Source organism: Mesorhizobium sp. M1004 (assembly GCF_040318795.1).
GTDB lineage: Bacteria > Pseudomonadota > Alphaproteobacteria > Rhizobiales > Rhizobiaceae > Mesorhizobium.
In genome coordinates, this window is sequence record NZ_JAMYNB010000013.1 from 41461 (window position 1) to 62242 (window position 20782).

19 protein-coding genes and 1 other RNA gene are annotated in these 20782 nt (G+C 63.7%); 19 read left to right on the forward strand and 1 reads right to left on the reverse strand.

Annotated features, from left to right (window positions below):
• Nucleotides 1-146 precede the first annotated feature (146 nt).
• From NKH54_RS24680 to NKH54_RS24695, 4 genes are all read left to right on the forward strand, one after another.
• Nucleotides 147-851 carry a lytic transglycosylase domain-containing protein gene (locus tag NKH54_RS24680; RefSeq protein WP_023804324.1) on the forward strand — a complete coding sequence of 235 codons (705 nt, stop codon included), beginning with the start codon at nucleotides 147-149 and terminating at the stop codon, nucleotides 849-851.
• A 51-nt stretch (nucleotides 852-902) separates the two neighbouring features.
• Nucleotides 903-1300: RNase P RNA component class A (rnpB, locus tag NKH54_RS24685), an RNA gene on the forward strand.
• Nucleotides 1301-1480: 180 nt separating this feature from the next.
• A complete protein-coding gene (locus NKH54_RS24690) occupies nucleotides 1481-1765 on the forward strand; it encodes a type II toxin-antitoxin system ParD family antitoxin (RefSeq protein WP_353029207.1) in 285 nt (94 codons plus the stop codon).
• Nucleotides 1762-2055, forward strand: coding sequence for a type II toxin-antitoxin system RelE/ParE family toxin (locus NKH54_RS24695; RefSeq protein ID WP_023668265.1), 294 nt, complete (start codon nucleotides 1762-1764; stop codon nucleotides 2053-2055). Before NKH54_RS24690 ends, NKH54_RS24695 begins: the two co-directional genes overlap by 4 nt.
• 8 nt (nucleotides 2056-2063) lie before the next feature.
• Here the strand turns inward: NKH54_RS24695 and NKH54_RS24700 are convergent, their stop codons facing one another.
• Nucleotides 2064-3179 (reverse strand): cystathionine gamma-lyase, encoded by a 1116-nt coding sequence (locus NKH54_RS24700; protein WP_353029208.1) that lies wholly within the window; start codon nucleotides 3177-3179, stop codon nucleotides 2064-2066.
• 402 nt (nucleotides 3180-3581) lie between these two features.
• On the opposite strand from NKH54_RS24700, the gene mraZ reads away from it, so the two are divergent.
• The 15 genes from mraZ (at nucleotide 3582) to ftsA (ending at nucleotide 20759) form a co-directional block, all read left to right on the forward strand.
• Nucleotides 3582-4055 carry a division/cell wall cluster transcriptional repressor MraZ gene (gene mraZ / locus NKH54_RS24705; protein ID WP_023682144.1) on the forward strand — a complete coding sequence of 158 codons (474 nt, stop codon included), beginning with the start codon at nucleotides 3582-3584 and terminating at the stop codon, nucleotides 4053-4055.
• Nucleotides 4052-5068, forward strand: coding sequence for a 16S rRNA (cytosine(1402)-N(4))-methyltransferase RsmH (gene rsmH, locus NKH54_RS24710; protein WP_023714771.1), 1017 nt, complete (start codon nucleotides 4052-4054; stop codon nucleotides 5066-5068). The genes mraZ and rsmH overlap by 4 nt, the downstream gene beginning before the upstream one ends.
• A 4-nt stretch (nucleotides 5069-5072) precedes the next feature.
• Nucleotides 5073-5465: a cell division protein FtsL gene (ftsL, locus tag NKH54_RS24715; protein WP_023682142.1), complete on the forward strand. Its 393-nt coding sequence runs from the start codon at nucleotides 5073-5075 to the stop codon at nucleotides 5463-5465.
• A 14-nt stretch (nucleotides 5466-5479) separates the two neighbouring features.
• Complete coding sequence (locus NKH54_RS24720; RefSeq protein WP_023682141.1) at nucleotides 5480-7204, forward strand: peptidoglycan D,D-transpeptidase FtsI family protein; 1725 nt, start codon at nucleotides 5480-5482, stop codon at nucleotides 7202-7204.
• Nucleotides 7205-7258: 54 nt separating this feature from the next.
• Complete coding sequence (locus NKH54_RS24725; RefSeq protein WP_353029209.1) at nucleotides 7259-8713, forward strand: UDP-N-acetylmuramoyl-L-alanyl-D-glutamate--2,6-diaminopimelate ligase; 1455 nt, start codon at nucleotides 7259-7261, stop codon at nucleotides 8711-8713.
• A complete protein-coding gene (locus NKH54_RS24730) occupies nucleotides 8710-10143 on the forward strand; it encodes a UDP-N-acetylmuramoylalanyl-D-glutamyl-2,6-diaminopimelate--D-alanyl-D-alanine ligase (RefSeq protein WP_352545498.1) in 1434 nt (477 codons plus the stop codon). The genes NKH54_RS24725 and NKH54_RS24730 overlap by 4 nt, the downstream gene beginning before the upstream one ends.
• Nucleotides 10144-10161: 18 nt before the next feature.
• The gene (mraY, locus tag NKH54_RS24735; RefSeq protein WP_023668273.1) at nucleotides 10162-11244 is read left to right on the forward strand and encodes a phospho-N-acetylmuramoyl-pentapeptide-transferase; all 1083 of its coding nucleotides are present in this window, start codon (nucleotides 10162-10164) and stop codon (nucleotides 11242-11244) included.
• An 8-nt stretch (nucleotides 11245-11252) separates the two neighbouring features.
• Complete coding sequence (gene murD, locus NKH54_RS24740) at nucleotides 11253-12653, forward strand: UDP-N-acetylmuramoyl-L-alanine--D-glutamate ligase (protein WP_353029210.1); 1401 nt, start codon at nucleotides 11253-11255, stop codon at nucleotides 12651-12653.
• The gene (gene ftsW / locus NKH54_RS24745; RefSeq protein ID WP_023668275.1) at nucleotides 12653-13804 is read left to right on the forward strand and encodes a putative lipid II flippase FtsW; all 1152 of its coding nucleotides are present in this window, start codon (nucleotides 12653-12655) and stop codon (nucleotides 13802-13804) included. The genes murD and ftsW overlap by 1 nt, the downstream gene beginning before the upstream one ends.
• Before the next feature lies 1 nt (nucleotide 13805).
• Nucleotides 13806-14930, forward strand: a complete 1125-nt coding sequence (murG, locus tag NKH54_RS24750; RefSeq protein ID WP_353029211.1) for an undecaprenyldiphospho-muramoylpentapeptide beta-N-acetylglucosaminyltransferase — start codon at nucleotides 13806-13808, stop codon at nucleotides 14928-14930.
• The gene (murC, locus tag NKH54_RS24755; protein ID WP_353029212.1) at nucleotides 14930-16336 is read left to right on the forward strand and encodes a UDP-N-acetylmuramate--L-alanine ligase; all 1407 of its coding nucleotides are present in this window, start codon (nucleotides 14930-14932) and stop codon (nucleotides 16334-16336) included. Before murG ends, murC begins: the two co-directional genes overlap by 1 nt.
• A complete protein-coding gene (gene murB, locus NKH54_RS24760; RefSeq protein ID WP_353029213.1) occupies nucleotides 16333-17298 on the forward strand; it encodes a UDP-N-acetylmuramate dehydrogenase in 966 nt (321 codons plus the stop codon). The genes murC and murB overlap by 4 nt, the downstream gene beginning before the upstream one ends.
• Nucleotides 17299-17599: 301 nt before the next feature.
• Nucleotides 17600-18526: a D-alanine--D-alanine ligase gene (locus tag NKH54_RS24765; protein ID WP_023668279.1), complete on the forward strand. Its 927-nt coding sequence runs from the start codon at nucleotides 17600-17602 to the stop codon at nucleotides 18524-18526.
• Nucleotides 18514-19455 (forward strand): cell division protein FtsQ/DivIB, encoded by a 942-nt coding sequence (locus NKH54_RS24770; RefSeq protein ID WP_353029214.1) that lies wholly within the window; start codon nucleotides 18514-18516, stop codon nucleotides 19453-19455. The genes NKH54_RS24765 and NKH54_RS24770 overlap by 13 nt, the downstream gene beginning before the upstream one ends.
• A complete protein-coding gene (ftsA, locus tag NKH54_RS24775; RefSeq protein WP_023682133.1) occupies nucleotides 19452-20759 on the forward strand; it encodes a cell division protein FtsA in 1308 nt (435 codons plus the stop codon). Before NKH54_RS24770 ends, ftsA begins: the two co-directional genes overlap by 4 nt.
• Nucleotides 20760-20782 lie beyond the last annotated feature (23 nt).

Genomic DNA, 20782 nt, shown 5'->3' on the forward strand with positions numbered 1-20782 from the left:
GTGAATTGCCTCGCCTTGTTCGACACAAATTCCGCCCTCAAAGGCAGTTCGTGCAAGTTATCGGACCTCCAGCCCCCCGGATGCTCCGATATTGATTAGGCCTTGCTGCGTGAAGATCTTCGCGCGGCCAAACAGAACAGGACCACATGCAGAAATTGACCGTTGTAACGGCAGCTATTGCTGCCGGCGTAATGACTTTTGCCTTCAGCACGGCCGATGCCGCACCACTGAGCCAGAGGGCAGACCAGGGCTTCATCGCCGCACCCGCCAAGGCCACCATGACGAAGGCAAACCCGAAAGCAAAAAGGGCAACCACCGCGAAAGTGCGCAAAGCAGCCGTGGTGAAGGCCAGAAAAGCCACGGCCAAGAGGCATGTTAAGCGCAACAGGAAGAGCGTCGACCTGACGACGACCGCATCGATCCGCCCAAGCACCGCTGCGGAGTCGACTGCGGCAGGCGCGCTTGGCGGCCAGTATTCGGCAATCATTGCCCGCTATGCTGCGGCCGAAGGCGTGCCGGTGTCGCTGGCCCAGGCGGTCATCAAGATCGAGAGCAACTACCGGCCGAACATCGTCGGCAGCGCGGGTGAAATCGGCCTGATGCAGATCAAGCCGGCAACGGCGCGGATGATGGGGTATAGCGGCTCCGCCAAGGGTCTGTTCGATCCCGACACCAACATCAAATACGGCATGAAGTACCTTGCCATGGCGCGCAATCTCGGCGGCGGCACCACCTGCGGCACGATCCTGAAATACAATGCCGGCCATGCCGCGACGCGGATGAACCCGGTGTCGGCGGCGTATTGCGGCAAGGTCAAGGTGCAGTTGGCGGCATTGGGATCGCCGGCATAAAGTCTGCTTTTTCATTTGCGTTTTGGAACGTGAACCCCTTTATACGCTGTGCCAGCTGGCCGGGCGGCCGCACCCGCAAAGCCGAAAGGCTGCGGGTGAGGAAAGTCCGGGCTCCATGGAGACACGGTGCCGGTTAATGGCCGGCGGGGGCGACCCCAGGGAAAGTGCCACAGAAAGCAAACCGCCACGATTTATCGGGGCAAGGGTGAAAGGGTGGGGTAAGAGCCCACCGCGCGACTGGCAACAGGAGCGGCACGGTAAACCCCACCGGGAGCAAGACCGAATAGGGACGGTGCGAGGGGAAACCTTCGAGGGCTGTTTCCGGCTCACCGTCCGGGTAGGTTGCGTGAGGCGGATGGCAACATGCGCCCAAGATGAATGGCCGCCACGTTCTCGCCCCGAAAGGGGCGAGGGCCATACAAAACCCGGCTTACAGGCCAGCTGGCAATTTCTCCCCCATATCGCGATTAATCCTTTGGATCAGCAGTCTGCGCCTTCGGGCGCAGCTGGCGATTCAGGTGCTTGAGCGATTGAATCAAGTACGCATGCTGGGGTCGAGACAAACGCATCCTTGAAGCTGGTACGATTTAATCGTACCATGATTGTCATGGTTTGATCAGGAGCGCATCATGGGTCACGTCGACAAACGCAGCATCACGCTTTCGCCGGAACTGGCGGCGGCGGTCGACGATGTCGTGGCCGCCGGCGAATATGCCTCGGCCAGCGAAGTCATCCGTGATGCGCTGCGGCAATGGAAAGACCGCCGCGATCTTCTCGGCTACACGGTCGAGGAATTGCGCAAGCTGGTTCAGGAGGGGATCGACAGCGGACCGGCGGTGGACGGCCAGCCCTTCATGGACCGGCTGCGAGCCAAATATCACAGGATGTCGGAAGCTGCAGGCTCGGAAGAGTGAAATATCGGCTGCTTCCTCAGGCGATATCAGATGTCGAAGGCATCGGTGACTACATTGCGGAACATAGCCCAAAGGGAGCCATGCGCCTTGTGGACGCTTTGGAGAGGCGCTGGACACTGCTCACCTTGCACCCGTTCTCAGGTGCGCCGCGCGATGATATCGCGCCCGGCATTCGTCATCTGATCGTCGGCGAATATGTCACTCTGTATCGCATGGGCGAAGACGCGATCGAGATCGTCCGCGTTTTGCACGGCAGGCGCGATATTGGCGCCGATGACTTGGTGACCTAACCGCCAGCTCAGATGCCGATCTTGTCCAGCGATGCCTCGATCGCCTGCCAGAGTTCTTCCACCGGCTCGCAGCCCACCGACAGGCGCACGAAGCCGGGCGGAACCGAATCTCCTCGCTTGGCCCGCCGCTCGGCGGAGGTGTGGACACCCCCGAACGACGTTGCCGCCTGCATCAGCGTGCAGTTGTTGATGAAATCCTCGGCCTTTTCCTGGGAGAGGAGTTCGAAGGACATGAGGAAGCCGAAGCGCTCCATCTGCGCCCGGGCGAGGTTGTGCGACGGGTCGCCCTCCAGCCCGGGGTAGCGCAAGCCGCTAACGGCGCGATGGTTTTTCAGGCGCTTCGCGATCACCTCGGCAGAAGAACACATGCGGTCGAAGCGTACCTCCAGCGTCTCCAGGCCGCGATGCACCAGCCAAGCCTCGAACGGGCCGGGAATGCCGCCCGCGGTCTCGCGCCAGCCGGTGACGTCCGCGATGATGTCTGGATTGCGGCTGGCGACATGGCCGAACAGCACGTCGGAATGCCCGTTGGCCGCCTTGGTGTCGGCAGCAACGACGATGTCGGCGCCGAGATCGAGCGGGCGCTGGCCGAACGGCGTCATCGTGGTGTTGTCGACGACGACGATCGCGCCCGCTTGGTGCGCGGCCTCGGTGACGGCTGTGATGTCGCAAATGTCCAATCGCGGATTTGACGGGGTTTCAACGTAGACAAGGCGGTAGCCGCCGAAGCCGCCGTCGAGGAATGTAGCTGTCGGCCGCAGATCATAGGCGACGCCGAAGGGCTTGAGGAAACGTTCGGCCAGCGCGCGTGTGGCATGGTAGCCGTCCGAAGGCAAAAGCACGCGGTCGCCGGATTTCAACAGGCCGAAAAACACCGCCGAGATTGCCGCCATTCCTGAGGGGAAGCCGACGCATGGCGCGTCTTCGAGATGCGCCAGCATGTGCTCGACCGCATCCCAGGTGGCGTTGCTGTAACGGCCGTACTGACTGTAGCCGGCGCCGTCGCCCGGGTTGTGGAAAATAGCGGCCATGGTCAGCGGCAATGGGATGGGGTCGCCTTTGACAAGTCCGTCGCGACGCAGATGGGCAAGGGAGGCCGCGCGGGACCTGGCTGTTTCGGACATGGATTTCTGACCTTGTTGCTCAGCGAAAAGACTGACGACGCTATTCGCGGCAGTGATGCGCGGCAAGCCGCTTCCGCTTGGGCCAGCCCGCTCTAAACGGTTCGTTAGGCTTAATGGGAGATAAAGACGGGAGTGTTGTCAGAGCTGCTCTCACCGGTTGTGGCGCGCGCGTTTGTGAAGCCTGTTCCCGTTGACGCCCATAGTGCCCCATGATATCCCATTTCGATACCAAAGCCTTCGTTCCGCGTCAGGGTAAAGCGTACGCCAATCGGGCAGCCGCGGCGGCTGTGCGTTTGCGGCGTTTTGCCGCTGGGAGCGAAGCGGATTTTCGGCAGGGGACGCGCTTCGGCGCGGACGAAAACATGGAGAGGGGTGCGGCGGCGGAAGCGGCTGCAGCGTGTCATGGACCGGTTTCTGTCAAGCGCGGTGAACAGGATCGATGCGAAGGGGCGGGTCTCCGTTCCGGCGCATTTCCGCGCGGTCGTGCAGAAGCGCGGCTATTCGGAACTCTATGCGCTGCGCGGCCTGGACGTGCCTGCGATGGATGTCGGCGGGCTCGATCTGCTCGACCGCTACGAGCAGCGCATCGCGCTGGAAGACCCTTTTTTGCAGACGGCGGACGATATGTCGTTCTTCTGCCATGGCGACGGGACGTTCCTGAAGCTCGATCAGGATGGCCGCATCACGATGAGCGATTTCATCCGCGAGCATACGGGCATCACGAGCGAAGTGGCCTTTGTCGGCCGTGGCAATTTCTTTCAAGTTTGGGAGCCTGGACGGCTGGCCGCCTATGGGGCGCAGGCGCGCGCTCGGCTTTTGCAGCTTCGGCAGGGGACGAAGGCTCACGAGGCCAAGGCTGGGGAGCGGCCGGAATGATGGCGGATCACGGCGATGATCTCAGCGCCGTTGGCGGACCGGTCCGCCACATTCCGGTCCTCCTCGCCGAAGTGCTGGAGGCGCTCTCACCCAAAGCCGGCGATGTGATCGTCGACGGCACGTTTGGCGCCGGCGGCTACACCAAGGCGATCCTGGCGAGCGGCGCCTCGGTGGTGGCGATCGATCGCGATCCCGATGCGATTGCCGCCGGGCGCGGCCTGGAACAGCAATCCGGCGGCAGGCTAAGGCTGGTGCAGGCGCCATTTTCGACGCTGGACGAGCAGGTCGAAAGCGCCGACGGCGTTGTCCTCGACATCGGCATTTCCTCCATGCAGGTCGACCAGCCCGAGCGCGGCTTTTCGTTCCGCACCGACGGGCCGCTCGACATGCGCATGGCGCAGGCGGGCTTGAGTGCTGCCGACGTCGTCAATTCGTTCAAGATAGGCGACCTTGCCCGCATCTTCGGCTTCCTCGGCGAAGAGCGGAATGCCGGCCGCATTGCCCGCATGATCGAGTCACGCCGCGAAAAACGTCCGTTCGAGCGCACGCTCGATCTCGCCGACGCGATCGAAACGCATATCGGCCGCGCGCCGAAGGACAAGATTCATCCGGCCACCCGCGTCTTCCAGGCGCTGCGCATTTTCGTCAATGACGAGCTGGGCGAATTGGCCAAAGCCCTAATGGCGTCCGAGCGGGTATTGAAGCCCGGCGGGCGGCTTGCGGTGGTGACGTTCCATTCGCTGGAAGACCGCATCGTCAAGCGCTTCATCGCCGACCGCGCCGACGTCGCCACCGGCTCACGTCATTTGCCCGAGGCGCACGCGCGCACTGCGACCTTCCGCAAGGCTGGTGGCGGCGTGACGGCAGGCGATGCCGAGGTCGCTGCCAATCCGCGGGCGCGCTCGGCCAGGCTGCGTACCGCCATCCGCACCGAGGCGCCGGCGCGCGCCGGTGATCTCACCATTTTCGGCCTTCCAAAGCTTCCCGGCATCCAGGCGCCGCGAGAGAGGTGAATACGTGTTTCGAACCAGCGACATAGTCCTGATCGCCGTCATGGTCTCGGCCGCGGCCCTGACCTACAAGGCCAAGCGCGAGGCCGAGGAACAGCTGGCTTCGGTGCAGAAGATCGAGGCGCAGATCCGCTATGAGGAGGACACGATCGACCTGCTCAAGGCCGACTGGAGCCTGCTGACCCAGCCGTCGCGCCTGCAGAAGCTGGCTGAAATCTACAAATCGCAGCTCGCACTCGAGCCGGTCAATGCGCGGCAGATCGTCGGGCTCGACGACCTGCCGGCAAAACCGCTCAACATCGAGGACCTGTCGTCGCAACGGCTTGGCGGCATGGCCGACAATTCCGGCAAAGGACCAGCCGACAAGGATCCCGTGGTCACCGGAGCCATCGTCCAATGATCGCTGGATTTCCAATGCGCGCCAAACTTCCGTCGGTCGGCAAATTGCTGAAGCGCCGCGCACGGACCGGCGAGGACGGCTCCATCGTGGTCGAAGGCGCGCGCAAGGCGACCGGCGGCAAGGCCAAGACCCGCATCGTGATGACGATGGCGGTGTTCTTCGGCATCTATTCGACCATCGCCGGGCGGCTGGTCTATCTCGGTTTCCAGTCCCCCGACATGTCGAATGGGCCGCAAAGCCGGGTGACGGCGTCGCGTCCCGACATCGTCGACCGCAACGGCGAGGTGCTGGCGACCGACATCAAGACGGCATCGCTGTTTGCCGAGCCGCGCCGCATCGTCGATGCCGACGAGGCGATCGAAAAGCTGTCGACCATTCTGCCCGACATCGACCCCGAGCAGACCTATCACAAGCTGAAGAGCGGCGCCGGCTTCGTCTGGCTGCAGCGGCAGCTGACACCCAAGCAGCAGGCCGACATCATGCAGCTCGGCATTCCCGGCATCGGCTTTCGCACCGAAAAGCGCCGCTTCTATCCTGCCGGCGTGACCTCGTCCTACATTGTCGGCCTCACCAACATCGACAATCAGGGCATCTCCGGCATGGAGAAGTACATTGACGAGCAGGGCCTGAGCGACCTGCAGGCCTCAGGCTTGGCGATCGCCAAGGATCTGAAGCCGGTTCAGCTGTCGATCGACCTGCGCGTCCAGCATGTGGTGCGCGACGAGATTGCCGCCGGCCTCGAGCGCTATCGGGCCATGGGCGCCGGCGCCGTCGTGCTCAACATCAAGACCGGCGAAGTGGTGGCGATGGCCTCGGTGCCGGATTTCGATCCGAACAATCCCTTCAATGCGCAGGACAAGGATCGGCTGAACCGCATGTCGGCCGGCCTCTACGAGATGGGCTCGACCTTCAAGAGCTTCACCTCGGCCATGGCGCTCGATTCCGGCAAGGCGAACATGAACAGCCGTTTCGACGCCTCGCACCCAATCCGGGTCGGCCATCAGGCCATCCACGATTTCCACGGCAAGAACCGCGTGCTGTCATTGCCGGAGGTGTTCCTTTACTCCTCCAATATCGGATCGGCCCGTGAGGCCGAAATGGTCGGCATCGAGGGGCACCGCGAATTCCTGCATCGCCTTGGCCTTCTGGACAGGATGCAGACCGAACTGCCTGAAGTCGCCCGCCCGACCGAACCGAAGGTCTGGAAGCAGGTCAACTCCTTCACCATCGCCTTCGGCCATGGCGTGTCGACGACGCCGCTGCAGGCGGCCGTCGGCTGCGCGGCGCTGATGCAGGGCTATTTGATCCCGCCGACTTTCCTGGTCCGCAGCGAGCAGGATGCCATGGCGGTGGCCAAGAGAGTGGTCAGCGAAAAGACTGTGGAGGGCATGCGCTACCTCTACACGCTCAATGCCGAGAAAGGCTCGGCCAGAAACGCCAGGGCCCCCGGCTACCGCGTTGGCGGCAAGACCGGAACCGCCGAGAAGGTGATCAATGGCCGCTACTCGAAGGAACTGAATTTCAACACCTTCGTCGCCGCCTTCCCGATGGACGATCCGCAGTATCTGGTGTTTACGATCGCTGACGCTCCGCACCCGGAAAAGCCCGGAATGACTGACGTCGCCGCCAACAATGCGGGTGTCATGGCCGGAAACATCATCAGGCGGGCAGCCGCCATGCTTGGCGTGAAGCCAGATTTCAGCCATGAAAATGGCGCAACGCTGGTTTCCTATCAGTGATTCTTAGGGCGCGCCGGCAACTGCGCGCCATTTTGTTGAGATAAACGGGGTTCGATGCACCTGAGAGATTTAGCCGGTATCCTGCCTGTCGAGGGAACATCTTCCCGCGATGTGGAGGTAACCGGGATTTCGTCGGATTCCCGCACGGTCAAGACCGGCGTGGTCTTTTTCGCGCTCGCCGGCAGCAAGGCGGATGGTTCGGCCTATGCCGCCGATGCGGCAAAGCGCGGCGCAGCGGCGGTTGTCGTTGGCAACGCCAGCGCCGTTTCCGGCCTGTCCGTCCCGGTGCTCAGCGTCGACGACCCACGCCTGGCGCTGGCGCTGAGCGCGGCACGTTTCTTCGGCAGCCAGCCGGAGACCATGGTCGCGGTTACCGGCACCGCAGGCAAGACCTCGGTCGCCGCCTTCACCAGGCAGATCTGGGAGCAGGCCGGCTTTGCCGCCGCGTCCATTGGCACCACCGGCGTGGTGGCGCCGGGCCGCAACGACTACGGTTCGTTGACCACACCCGATCCAGTGGCTTTGCACCAGTTGCTCAAGGAATTGGCGGAGGCCGGCGTCACCCACGCCTCGATGGAGGCTTCCAGCCATGGTCTCGACCAGCGCCGCCTTGATGGCGTCAAGCTCGCCGCGGGCGGTTTCACCAATCTCGGCCGCGACCATATGGACTATCATCCGACGGTCGAGGACTACCATCGCGCCAAATTGCGCCTGTTCGACACGCTGCTGCCGAAAGGCGTGCCAGCGGTCATCTTTGCCGACGATCCGTGGTCGGCGCCGACCATCCAGGCTGCGCAGGCCGCCGGGCTCAAGGTGCTGACGGTCGGCCGCCATGGCGATTTCCTGCGCCTGAAGCGGGTCGAGCACGAGCGCCACCGCCAGCGCGCCGAGGTCGAAGCCGACGGCGTGCTCTACGAGATCGACCTGCCGCTCGCAGGTGACTTCCAGATCGCCAATGCCCTGGTTTCGGCCGGGCTGGCCATTTCCACTGGAACGCCGGTCGCCAAAGCTTTGATGGCATTAGAGAAACTTCAGGGGGCACCGGGACGGCTCGACCTTGTCGGCGCCACCGCCAATGGCGCGCCCGTCTATGTCGACTATGCCCACAAGCCGGATGCGCTGGAAAATGTACTGGCCGCCGTGCGCCCATTCACCACCGGCCGCGTCATCGTCGTGTTCGGCTGCGGCGGCGACCGCGACCGGGGCAAGCGGCCGATCATGGGCGAGATCGCCACGCGGCTCGCCGATGTCGTCATCGTCACCGACGACAATCCGCGCTCGGAAGTGCCGGAAACGATCCGTGCCGCGATCCTGGCGGCCGCGCCCGGCGCCATTGAAATCGGCGACCGCCGCAAGGCGATCCACGAAGCGGTCGCCATGCTGAAAGCGGGCGATACGCTGATCGTTGCCGGCAAGGGCCATGAAGAGGGCCAGACCATCGGCGCCGAGACTTTTCCGTTCTCCGACCAGGAAGAAGTCCGGTCGGCGCTGCGGGAGCGGGCCGCATGAGCGTGCTCTGGACTTCCGAGGCGCTGGTCGACGCCATGGGCGGTCGGCCGCTCGGGCCGATGCCGGAGGGAATTTCGGGGATCTCGATCGACAGCCGCAGCCTGCAGCCGGGCGACGCCTTCTTCGCCATCAAGGGCGAGGCGATGGACGGCCATGACTTCGCGACCGCGGCGATCAAGGCCGGCGCCGGCGTGCTGGTCGTTGCCGAAGGCAAGTTGCCGTCGCTCGGGCGGCTGACGGCGCCGATGATCGTCGTGCAGGATGTGCTGGCAGCACTGGAGAAACTCGGTGTTGCCGCCCGCGCCCGTTCCAACGCAAAAATCATCGCGGTGACCGGATCGGCCGGCAAGACCACCACCAAGGAGGCGCTGCGTCATGTGCTGTCGGCCGTCGGCACTGTGCATGCCTCGGCGCAGTCCTTCAACAATCATTGGGGCGTTCCGCTGACGCTGGCGCGCATGCCGGATGATTGCGACTATGCGGTGTTCGAGATCGGCATGAACCATCCCGGCGAGATCCGGCCGCTGGTCAAGATGGTCCGGCCACATGTGGCCATCGTCACGATGATCGCCGCGGCGCATCTCGGCTTCTTTAGAAATCTCGACGAGATCGCCAAGGCCAAGGCCGAGATTTTTGAAGGCATCGAGCCCGGCGGTGCGGCCTTGCTCAACCGCGACGATGCGCGATGGAAGCTGCTCGACAAGATGGCGCGAGCCGCCGGCGTCGAACATGTCTTTGGCTTCGGCGAGAATGCACGGTCGACCTACAAGCTGACCAAATGCGAGCTGCATGCCGATCATTCCGACATCACCGCCAGGATCGGCGGGCAGGATGTGACGGCGCGCATCGGCGCGCCCGGCCGCCACATGGTACAGAACGTCCTGGCGGTGCTCGGCGCCGCGCATTTGGTTGAAGCCGACATCGGCAAGGTGGCCTTGGCACTGGCCGATCTGTCGGCCGAGCGTGGCCGTGGGAAGCGCCATATGCTTCGCCACCCCAAGGGACCGATCACACTGATCGACGAGAGCTACAACGCCAATCCGGCCTCGATGGCTGCTGCCATGGCGCTGCTCAACGCGACGCCTGTCACGGGCGAGGGCCGGCGCATCGCCGTCCTCGGCGACATGCTCGAGCTCGGCGACCATTCGGCCAAGCTCCATGCAGCCCTTGCCGAGTTGATCGTCGGCACCGGCACAAACACGGTCTTTCTCGGCGGTCCGGAAATGCGGGCGCTGGCAGACATCCTGCCCGACGAGATCAAAACGGAATACCGCGCCGGCGCCGAGGAATTGAAGCCGCTGCTGTTGTCGACGCTGAAGGCCGGCGACGTGGTGATGATCAAATCGTCGAAAGGCATCGGCTTTTCAAAGCTGGTCGAGGCCTTGCTCGGCAAATATCCGGCGGAAGCCGCAGGCACGAAACAGAACTAGTCCGGGGAACGGAATCGTATGTTTACATTGCTCGTCGATTTTGCGGACAAGGTCTCGGTCTTCAATGTCTTCCGCTACATAACTTTCCGCACCGGCGGTGCGCTGATCACCTCGGCGCTGATCGTCTTCATCTTCGGGCCGACCATCATCAATTCGCTTAGGCTGCGGCAAGGCAAGGGCCAGCCGATCCGCGCCGATGGCCCGCAGACGCATTTCAAGAAGGCCGGCACGCCGACCATGGGCGGGCTGATGATCCTGTGCGGCATCGTCGGCTCGTCGCTTCTATGGGCGAACCTCTCCTCGATCTATGTCTGGGTGGTGCTCTTGGTGACGCTGGGCTTCGGTTCGATCGGCTTTTACGACGACTATCTCAAGGTAACCAAGCAGTCGCATCTCGGCTTTTCCGGCAAGGCGCGGCTGGCGTTGGAATTCGTCATCGCCGGCATCGCCGCCTGGGCGATCATGCATAATGGCCAGGCGCCGTTCTCATCGTCGCTGACTTTCCCCTTCGCAAAGGAATTCATCATCAATCTCGGCTGGTTCTTCGTGCCGTTCTCCTGCTTCGTCATTGTCGGCGCCGGCAATGCGGTGAATTTGACCGATGGCCTCGACGGGCTGGCGATCGTGCCGATCATGATCGCGGCGGCATCCTTTGGCGTCATCGCCTACCTCTCCGGCAACGCGGTGTTCGCCGAATACCTGCAGATCCATTTCGTGCCCGGCACCGGCGAACTGGCCGTCGTGCTCGGCGCCGTCATCGGCGCCGGCCTCGGCTTCCTCTGGTTCAACGCGCCGCCGGCGGCGATCTTCATGGGCGACACCGGTTCGCTGGCCATGGGCGGCCTGATCGGTACGGTCGCCGTCGCCACCAAACACGAGATCGTGCTGGTCATCGTCGGTGGATTGTTTGTCGTGGAAATCCTGTCGGTCATCATCCAGGTCGGCTACTTCAAGATGACCGGCAAGCGCGTGTTCCTGATGGCGCCGATCCATCATCATTTCGAAAAGCTCGGCTGGACCGAAAGCCAGGTGGTGATCCGCTTCTGGATCATCGCCGTCATCCTGGCGCTGGTCGGCCTGTCGACCCTCAAGCTGAGATAGGAACCCGCTTGATTCCCGCCGCATCCTTTTCGGGCAAACGCGTTTCGCTCTTCGGGCTCGGTGGCTCGGGGATCGCCACGGCGCGCGCGCTGATCGAGGGCGGCGCCGACTTGCTGGCGTGGGACGACAATCCCGATAGCGTCGCCAAGGCCGCTGACCAAGGCATTGCGACCGCCGATCTGCGCGGCGCCGACTGGTCGAAATTCTCGGCCTTCGTGCTCTCGCCCGGCGTGCCGCTGACGCATCCCAAGCCGCACTGGACGGTGGAGCTGGCGCGTGGCTCCGGCGTCGAAGTGATCGGCGATATCGAATTGTTCTGCCGCGAGCGGATTGCGCGCGCGCCTGATGCGCCGTTCATCGCTATCACCGGCACCAACGGCAAGTCGACGACCACGGCGCTGACCGCGCATATCCTCAAATCGGCAGGGCGCGACACGCAGATGGGCGGCAATATCGGCCGGGCCATCATGACGCTCGATCCACCGCAGGCTGACCGGGACTATGTCGTCGAGTGTTCGTCCTACCAGATCGATCTCGCGCCCTCGATCAACCCGACGGCCGGCATCCTGCTCAACCTGACGCCCGACCATCTCGACCGCCACGGCACCATGCAGCATTACGCTTCGATCAAGGAGCGGCTGGTTGCCGGCAGCGAGACGGCGATCGTCGGCGTTGACGATTCCTGGTGCGCGCAGATCGCTGACCGGCTGGAGAGGGCGGGCCGGGAGGTGATCCGCATCTCCAAGCGGCTGCCGCTGACCGACGGTTATTTCGCAGACGGTTCCGATCTGATGGAAGCCGTCCATGGCCGCTACAGCCGCGTCGCCTTCCTCGAAGGCATCGGTTCGTTGCGCGGCCAGCACAATGCGCAGAACGCGCTTGCCGCTGTTGCCGCCTGCCTCAGGGTCGGCTTGAGCCTGGGCGAGATCCAGGCGGGACTGGAGAGCTTTCCAGGCCTCGCGCATCGCATGGAGCAGGTCGGACGCAAGGACCACGTGCTGTTTGTCAACGATTCCAAGGCGACCAATGCCGATGCGGCGGCACCCGCGCTGTCGAGTTTTTCGCGCATTTACTGGATCGCCGGCGGACTGCCCAAGGAAGGCGGCATCGAGCCGCTGCGCGGTTTTTTCCCACGCATCGCCAAGGCCTATCTGATCGGCGAGGCGGCGCCCGCGTTCTCGGCGACGCTCGGCGAAGCCGTGCCCTATGAAATCTCGGGCACCCTGGCCGCCGCGGTCGACCATGCCGCGAAAGACGCGGCCAAGGATGACAGCGGCGAGGCGGTGGTGCTGCTGTCGCCGGCCTGCGCCAGTTTCGACCAGTTCAAGAATTTCGAAGTTCGCGGCGAAGCCTTCAGGCAAGCTGCGAATGCTATCGAGGGTGTCAAACCCATCGGAGGGGCACGATAATGCAAAGCCGTCTCGACAAAAGCCCGGTTGCAACCTGGTGGTGGACGATCGATCGCTGGTTCCTGGCGGCGTTCCTGTCGCTGATGGGGCTTGGCATTGTCTTGTCCTTTGCGGCAAGCCCGGCGGTGGCCGAACGCATCGGCCTCGACAGTTTCCACTTTGCCACCAGGCAGATCATCTTCACCGTGCCGGCGCTCGGCGTAATGCTGGCGGTCTCCTTCCTGGAATCGCGGCAGATCCGGCGCATGGCGCTGATCATCCTGGGCATCATGCTGGTGCTGATGGTGGCCGTGCTCTATATCGGCGTCGAAGTGAAAGGCGCACGGCGCTGGGTGTCGTTTGTCGGCATGTCGATCCAGCCGTCGGAATTCCTGAAACCTGCTTTCGTCATCGTCTGCGCCTGGCTGTTCGCAGAACACAAGCGCCAGCCCGACATTCCGGGCAATTTGTTTGCCATGCTGCTGCTAATCCTGGTCATCTCGCTTCTGGTGGCGCAGCCCGATCTCGGCCAAACCATGCTGGTGACCGGCACCTGGGGCGTCATGTTCTTCATGGCCGGCCTGCCCTGGCTATGGATCATCGCGCTTGGCGCCACCGGCGCCGGCGGCCTGTTTGCCGCCTACACGGTGTTCCCGCACGTCGCCGCCCGCATCGACAAATTCCTGACCGGCGAAGGCGACACATTCCAGGTCGACATGGGCCGCGAGGCGCTGATCAACGGCCACTGGTTCGGCGTCGGCCCGGGCGAGGGCACGGTCAAGCGCGTCATCCCCGACGCGCATGCCGATTTCGTGTTTTCGGTCGCCGGCGAAGAGTTCGGGCTGATCATGTGCTTCTTCATCATGTCGATCTTCGCCTTCATCGTGCTGCGCGGCTTGAGCACGGCATTGAAGGAACATGATGATTTCACCCGCTACGCCGTCGGCGGTCTCGTCACCGTGTTCGGCCTGCAGTCGGTCATCAACATGTGCGTCAACCTGCAACTGATGCCGGCCAAGGGCATGACGCTGCCTTTCATCTCCTATGGCGGCTCCTCGCAGATCGCCATTGCCATCTCGATGGGCATGGTGCTGGCGCTGACGCGCAAGCGACCGGAAAAGCGCAAGCAGATGGGCTTTGCCCTGTCGCAGCGCGCCCTGCCGGCGGAGTGATATGGCGCGGGGTGTCATCCTTCTCGCGGCTGGCGGAACCGGCGGACATCTGTTTCCGGCCGAGGCGCTGGCGCATGAACTGATCGAGCGCGGCTGGGGCGTGCATCTGGCGACGGACGACCGCGCCGAGCGCTTTGCCGGCCATTTCCCGGCCGCCGCCATCCATCCGATCCAGTCGGCGACGATGGGCTCGAAAAACCCCGCCGCTCTGCTCGGAGCGTTCTGGAAGATCTGGCGCGGCGTGCGCCAGGCCTCCGCCGTCATCGCCAGGATCAAGCCTGATGCGGTCGTCGGCTTTGGCGGTTATCCGACCTTGCCACCGCTCTATGCCGCGACGCGGCGCAAGCTGCCGACGCTGATCCATGAGCAGAACGCGGTCATGGGCCGCGCCAACCGGGCGCTGTCCGGGCGTGTCGATGCGATTGCCGGGGGCTTCCTGCCGCAAGATGAAAGTGCCACAGGCGCCAAGACTGTGACGACCGGCAATCCGGTCAGGCCGCCAATCCTGGAGGCGGCAAAGACGCCCTATAAGGAATCCCAAGGGGCGGATCCGTTCAGGCTCCTGGTGTTCGGCGGCAGCCAGGGCGCGCAGTTCTTTTCCGATGCCATGCCGGCGGCGATCGCACTTCTGCCGGAGGCGCAGCGCAAGCGGCTGGTGATCACCCAGCAGGCCCGCGCCGACGACGTGGCGCGGGTGAAGGCTGGCTATGCGGCACTCGGCGTCCATGTCGAGGTCTCGCCCTTCTTCACCGATATGGCACAGCGCATGGGCGCGGCGCATCTGGTGATCTCGCGCTCCGGCGCCTCGACGGTTTCGGAGATCGCCGTCATCGGCCGGCCGGCGCTGCTGGTGCCTTATCCCTATGCGCTGGATCACGATCAGGCGGCGAACGCAGCCGCCCTTGCCGCGGCGGGCGGCGGCGAGGTGCATCCGCAATCGTCACTGTCGCCGGAGCGCATCGCGGCTCTCATTGGCGGGCTGATGGACACTCCCGAGCGGCTGACGGCCATGGCTGCCGGAGCGAAGTCGGCTGGCCGGCCGAACGCGGCACGGTTGCTCGCTGATCTCACAGAGGCTATTGCGTCCAGAAAAACCGTTTCGGATTTCAGGAAAGGGACGCATTGATGAAGATGCCGCAGACCATCGGCCTTGTGCATTTCATCGGCATTGGCGGCATCGGCATGAGCGGCATCGCCGAGGTTCTGCACAATCTCGGCTACAAGGTGCAGGGTTCGGACCAGGCCGACAGCGCCAATGTCCAGCGGCTGCGCGACAAGGGCATCGAATGCTTTGTCGGCCACAAGGCCGAGAATATCGGCGCCGCCGAAGTGGTGGTCGTCTCCACCGCGATCAAGAAGTCCAATCCCGAGCTGAAGGCCGCGCGGGAGAAGTTGCTCCCGATTGTCCGCCGCGCCGAAATGCTGGCCGAACTGATGCGCTTCCGCCAGGCGGTTGCGATCGGTGGCACGCATGGCAAGACAACAACCACGTCGATGGTGGCGACGCTGCTCGATGCCGGCGGGCTCGACCCGACGGTGATCAATGGCGGCATCATCAATGCCTATGGCACCAATGCCCGTATGGGCGATGGCGAGTGGATGGTGGTCGAAGCCGACGAAAGCGACGGCACCTTCCTCAAATTGCCGGCCGAAATCACCGTCGTCACCAACATCGATCCCGAGCATCTCGACCATTATGGCAGTTTCGACAAGGTGCGCGAGGCGTTTCGCCAGTTCGTCGAGAACGTGCCGTTCTACGGCTTTGGCGTGATGTGCACCGACCATCCGGAAGTACAGGCGCTGGTCAGCCGCATAGAGGACCGCCGCGTCATCACCTATGGCGAGAACGCGCAGGCCGATGTGCGTTTCACCAACCACCGCATGGCCGGTGCCGTCTCGGCATTCGACGTGGTGATCCGCGACCGCAAGACCGGCGGCCAGACGACGATATCTGATCTGCGGCTGCCGATGCCCGGCCGCCACAACGTCTCCAACGCCACCGCCGCAATCGCGGTCGCGCATGAACTCGGCCTGTCGGCCGAAGCGATCAAGAAAGGGCTGTCGTCCTTTGCCGGCGTCAAGCGGCGCTTCACCCACACCGGCTCGTGGAACGGCGTCGACATCTTCGACGATTACGGCCACCACCCGGTCGAGATCACGGCGGTGCTGAAAGCGGCGCGCAGCGCCACCAAGGGCCGCGTCATCGCCATTGCGCAGCCGCACCGCTTCACCCGGCTGCATGATCTGTTCGACGAATTTTCGGTCTGTTTCAACGATGCCGACACCGTGATGGTGGCGCCGGTCTATGCGGCGGGCGAGGAGCCGATCGACGGCGTGACCTCGGAGGCGCTGGTGTCGCGCATCCGCTCCGGGGGCCATCGCGATGCGCGCTACGTCGAAACCCCTGCCGCGATTTCGCCCGTCATCCGCGCGTTGGCGAAACCGGGCGACTTCGTCATCTTCCTGGGCGCCGGGAACATCACCCAATGGGCCTATGCGCTGCCTGGGGAACTCGGCGGTACCGTCTCATGATGCGCGGCCAGGACCTGCTCGACAAACTTGGCGACCGGCTTGCCGGCCTGCGCGGCCGCATCACGCCCAATGCCGAGATGGACAAGGTCACATGGTTCCGCGCCGGCGGTCTGGCGGACGCCCTGTTCCAGCCGGCCGACGAGGAGGATCTGGCTGCCTTCCTGCGCGCCGTGCCGGAGGACATCCCGCTCACCATCGTCGGTGTCGGCTCCAACCTCCTGGTGCGCGACGGCGGCATTCCGGGTTTCGTCATCCGGCTTTCGGCCAAGGGTTTTGGCGAGGCCGAGGTGGTTTCGCCGACCGTCATCAAGGCCGGTGCTGCGACGCCCGACAAGCGCGTCGCGGCCGTCGCTTATGAGGCCGGCATTGGCGGCTTTCATTTCTATCACGGCATTCCCGGCGCCATCGGCGGGGCGCTGAGGATGAATGCCGGCGCCAATGGCGTCGAGACGCGGGAACGTGTCGTCGAGGTGCGGGCGCTCGACCGCAAGGGCAATCTCCACACCCTCAGCAATGACGACATGGGCTATGCCTATCGTCACTCGGCCGCACCTGCCGGGCTGATCTTCACCTCCGCCGTTTTCGAAGGTGTTCTGGAAGACCCGGAGGCGATCAAGGCGGCCATGGACGCCGTCCAGACGCATCGCGAGACGGTGCAGCCGATCCGCGAGAAGACCGGCGGCTCAACCTTCAAGAATCCGGAAGGCACCTCGGCCTGGAAGGAAATCGACAAGGCGGGCTGCCGCGGTTTGTTGATCGGCGGCGCGCAGATGTCGCCGATGCACTGCAACTTCATGATCAACACCGGAACAGCGACCGGTTACGATCTCGAATATCTCGGCGAGACGGTGCGCGCTCGCGTGCTTGAAAAATCGGGCATCCGCCTGCAGTGGGAAATCAAGCGCCTCGGCAATTTCCGCCCCGGCCATGCCGTGCAGGAATTCCTCGGACAGCTTCTTTAGCGCAAGCTGAAGTTCATGTGATGCTTGAACTTCAAAGGTCTGAAACAACAGCGCCACCGTTGCTCCAAAGACTCACAACACGCTTTTTCCGGCCGTTTTCGCGGAAAGTGAATCTGTCGGAATCATAAGCACTTGCCAGCGAATCAACTCTCTGATTCTCTGCCTTAAAGCGTTTCCTGATTTGAGTCGTTCGACGCGTCGACCGCGTTTTCCGTCTGGGGGGCAACCTGCCGGGAGACTCGGACTCAATCTGGTCGCTGAATGCGTGGTTGCGGGCCCGCCGTGAGAGGGATGACGGGATATGAAGAACAAGCATGTGGCTGTCCTCCTGGGCGGATTCTCGTCCGAGCGGCCCGTGTCTCTGTCTTCGGGAAAGGCGTGTGCGGATGCGCTTGAGAATGAAGGCTACCAGGTTACCCGCGTCGATGTTGCGCGCGATGTCGGCGCCGTGCTCACCGAACTCAAGCCCGATGTCGTCTTCAACGCACTGCACGGCCCGTTCGGTGAAGACGGCACCATCCAGGGCATCCTCGAATATCTGGCCATTCCCTACACCCATTCGGGCGTGCTCGCCTCGGCGCTCGCCATGAACAAGGAGCAAGCCAAGAAGGTCGCCAAGGCTGCCGGCATCGCGGTGGCGGAATCGAAGGTTGCCAGCCGCTTTGCCATCCAGAACAAGCATCCGATGAAGCCGCCCTACGTGGTCAAGCCGGTCAATGAAGGCTCAAGCTTCGGCGTCGTCATCGTGCATGAAGGGCAGTCGCATCCGCCGCAGGTCATCGGCTCGTCCGAATGGAAATATGGCGAGACCGTCATGGTCGAGCGCTACATCCATGGGCGCGAGCTGACCTGCGCCGTCATGGGCGACGTGGCGCTCGGCGTCTGCGAGATCATTCCGACCGGCCATTCCTTCTACGACTATGATTCAAAATACGTCGCCGGCGGATCAAAACACGAAATCCCTGCTAAAATTTCATCAAATATTTACCAAAAAATACAGACACTGGCGCTCAAGGCACATCTGGCTATCGGCTGCCGGGGCGTTTCCCGATCGGACTTCCGCTATGACGACCGTCACTCCGAAAACGGCGAGATTGTCTGGCTCGAGATCAACACTCAGCCGGGCATGACGCCGACGTCTTTGGTGCCTGAAATCGCCGCCCAGGCCGGGCACTCGTTTGGCGAATTGTTGAGTTGGATGGTGGAGGACGCTTCGTGTCTGCGTTGAAATGGGGACAGGACAAGGGCAGGGGCGGCGCCGGGCCGGCGCTGTTCGGCATGCCGTTGTCGTTCGACCATTTCGTGCTGCCGCGCGTGCTGCGCCGGCCGGTGCGCGTGCTGGCGCGCCTGGGCGGCGGCGACTTCGTCGCGCCGCGCTTTTCCGCGGCCATCCTGTCGGCTTCGCTCATTGCATCAAGCAGCCTCTATGGCGCCATTCTCGGCGGTCATGCCGACGACATCGTCCAGAGCATCACCGCCCGGACCGGCTTTGCCGTCGACCAGATCAAGGTGGTCGGCAACCGCCAGACTTCGGAGATCGACATACTGGACCGGCTCGAGCTCGACGGCTGGACGTCACTGATCGGCTTCGATGCCGAGGCCGCGCGTGAACGTATTGATACCTTGCCCTGGGTCGAAGTGGCGGCGGTGCGCAAGGTCTATCCACATACGCTGGAAGTGCGTGTCGAGGAGCGCGAGCCCTTCGCGCTCTGGCAGCAGGGCGCGGAGCTTTCGGTCATCGAACGCTCCGGCGCGGTGATCGCGCCGTTCTCCGGCGGCAAGCAGGCGCTGCTGCCGCTGATCATCGGCACCGGCGCACCGGCCAAGGCGCCCGACTTCGTGGCCAAGATCAAGAAATTTCCCGAGCTCGCGGCTCGGGTCAAAGGCTATATCCGCATCGGCGAACGGCGTTGGGACCTGAAGCTGGAAAACGGCATCACGATCAAGCTGCCCGAGGATGGCGAGGATCAGGCGATTGCCGACCTGGTTCGGATGGACCACGACAACGGGCTTCTGACGCGGGACATCGCCGCCGTCGACATGCGCATCTCCGATCGCCTGGTGGTGCAGCTGACGCCGGAAGCGGCGACGCAGCGCCAGGCCGCGCTCAATGAAAAGCCGCAAAGTCTGAAGCGCAAGTCGGGGACGAAGATATGAGCTGGCTTGGCGGCAACAGCGATGCCTCTTCGCGGCGTTCCGGCACGCTCACCGTGCTGGATGTCGGCTCGAGCAAGGTTTGCTGCGTGGTGGCGAAACTGAAGCCGCGCGAGGACGGCAAGCTGTTGCGCGGCCGCTCGCACCGCATCCAGGTAATCGGCATCGGCCACCAGAAATCGCAAGGCGTGAAGTCGGGCGTGGTCGTCGATCTCGACCGTGCGGAGCACGCCATTCGCCTGTCCGTCGACGCCGCCGAACGCATGGCGGGACTGACGGTGGATTCGCTGATCGTCAACATGACGGCGGGCCGGCTGAAGAGCGAAACCTATTCGGCCACGATCAATCTCGGTGGCCATCAGGCCGACGAAGCCGACATCAAGCGCGTGCTTGCCGCCGGCGCCAAGCAGGCGCTCAAGGCCGAACGCGACGTGATCCATTCGCTGCCCGTCGGCTTTTCGCTGGACTCCGAGCGCGGCGTGCGCGATCCGCGCGGCATGGTCGGCGACCAGCTCGGCGTCGACATGCATGTGCTGACGGGCGATGCCGCACCGCTGCGCAATCTGGAGCTCTGCATCAACCGCTCGCATCTGTCGGTCGAGCGCATGGTGGCGACGCCCTATGCCAGCGGGCTTGCGGCCCTGGTCGACGACGAACTGGAAATGGGTGCGGCCTGCATCGACATGGGCGGCGGCACGACGACCATCTCGGTGTTTTCGGAAGGCAAATTCGTCCACGCCGATGCCATTGCCATCGGCGGCAATCATGTGACGCTCGATATGGCCAAGGGCCTGTCGACCTCGCTCGACGCCGCGGAGCGGCTGAAGGTGATGCATGGTTCGGCGCTGCCTGGCAGTGCCGACGATCGCGACCTGGTCTCGATCCAGCCGATCGGCGAAGACGGCGAGATGCCGCTGCAGATCCCGCGCTCGGTGATGACGCGCGTCATCCGCGCCCGCATCGACGAGACGCTGGAACTGTTGCGCGACCGGCTGAACAAGTCGGGCTACGGCAATGCCGTGGGAAAACGCGTCGTGCTGACCGGCGGCGCCAGCCAGCTTGCGGGTCTCCCCGAGGCGGCGCGCCGCATTCTGGGACGCAATGTGCGCATCGGACGCCCGCTCGGCGTGGCGGGCCTGCCGGAAGCTGCCAAGGGGCCGGCTTTCTCGACGGCGGTCGGGCTGCTGATCTATCCGCAGATGGCGAGCTTCGAGAGCCATCCGGCGAAAGGAATTTCCGGTCTCAGGATGACCGGGACGGGCGGAAAACTGCATCGCATGAGTCAGTGGTTGAGAGACAGTTTCTAATTGACGGGGACAGCCCCATAGGC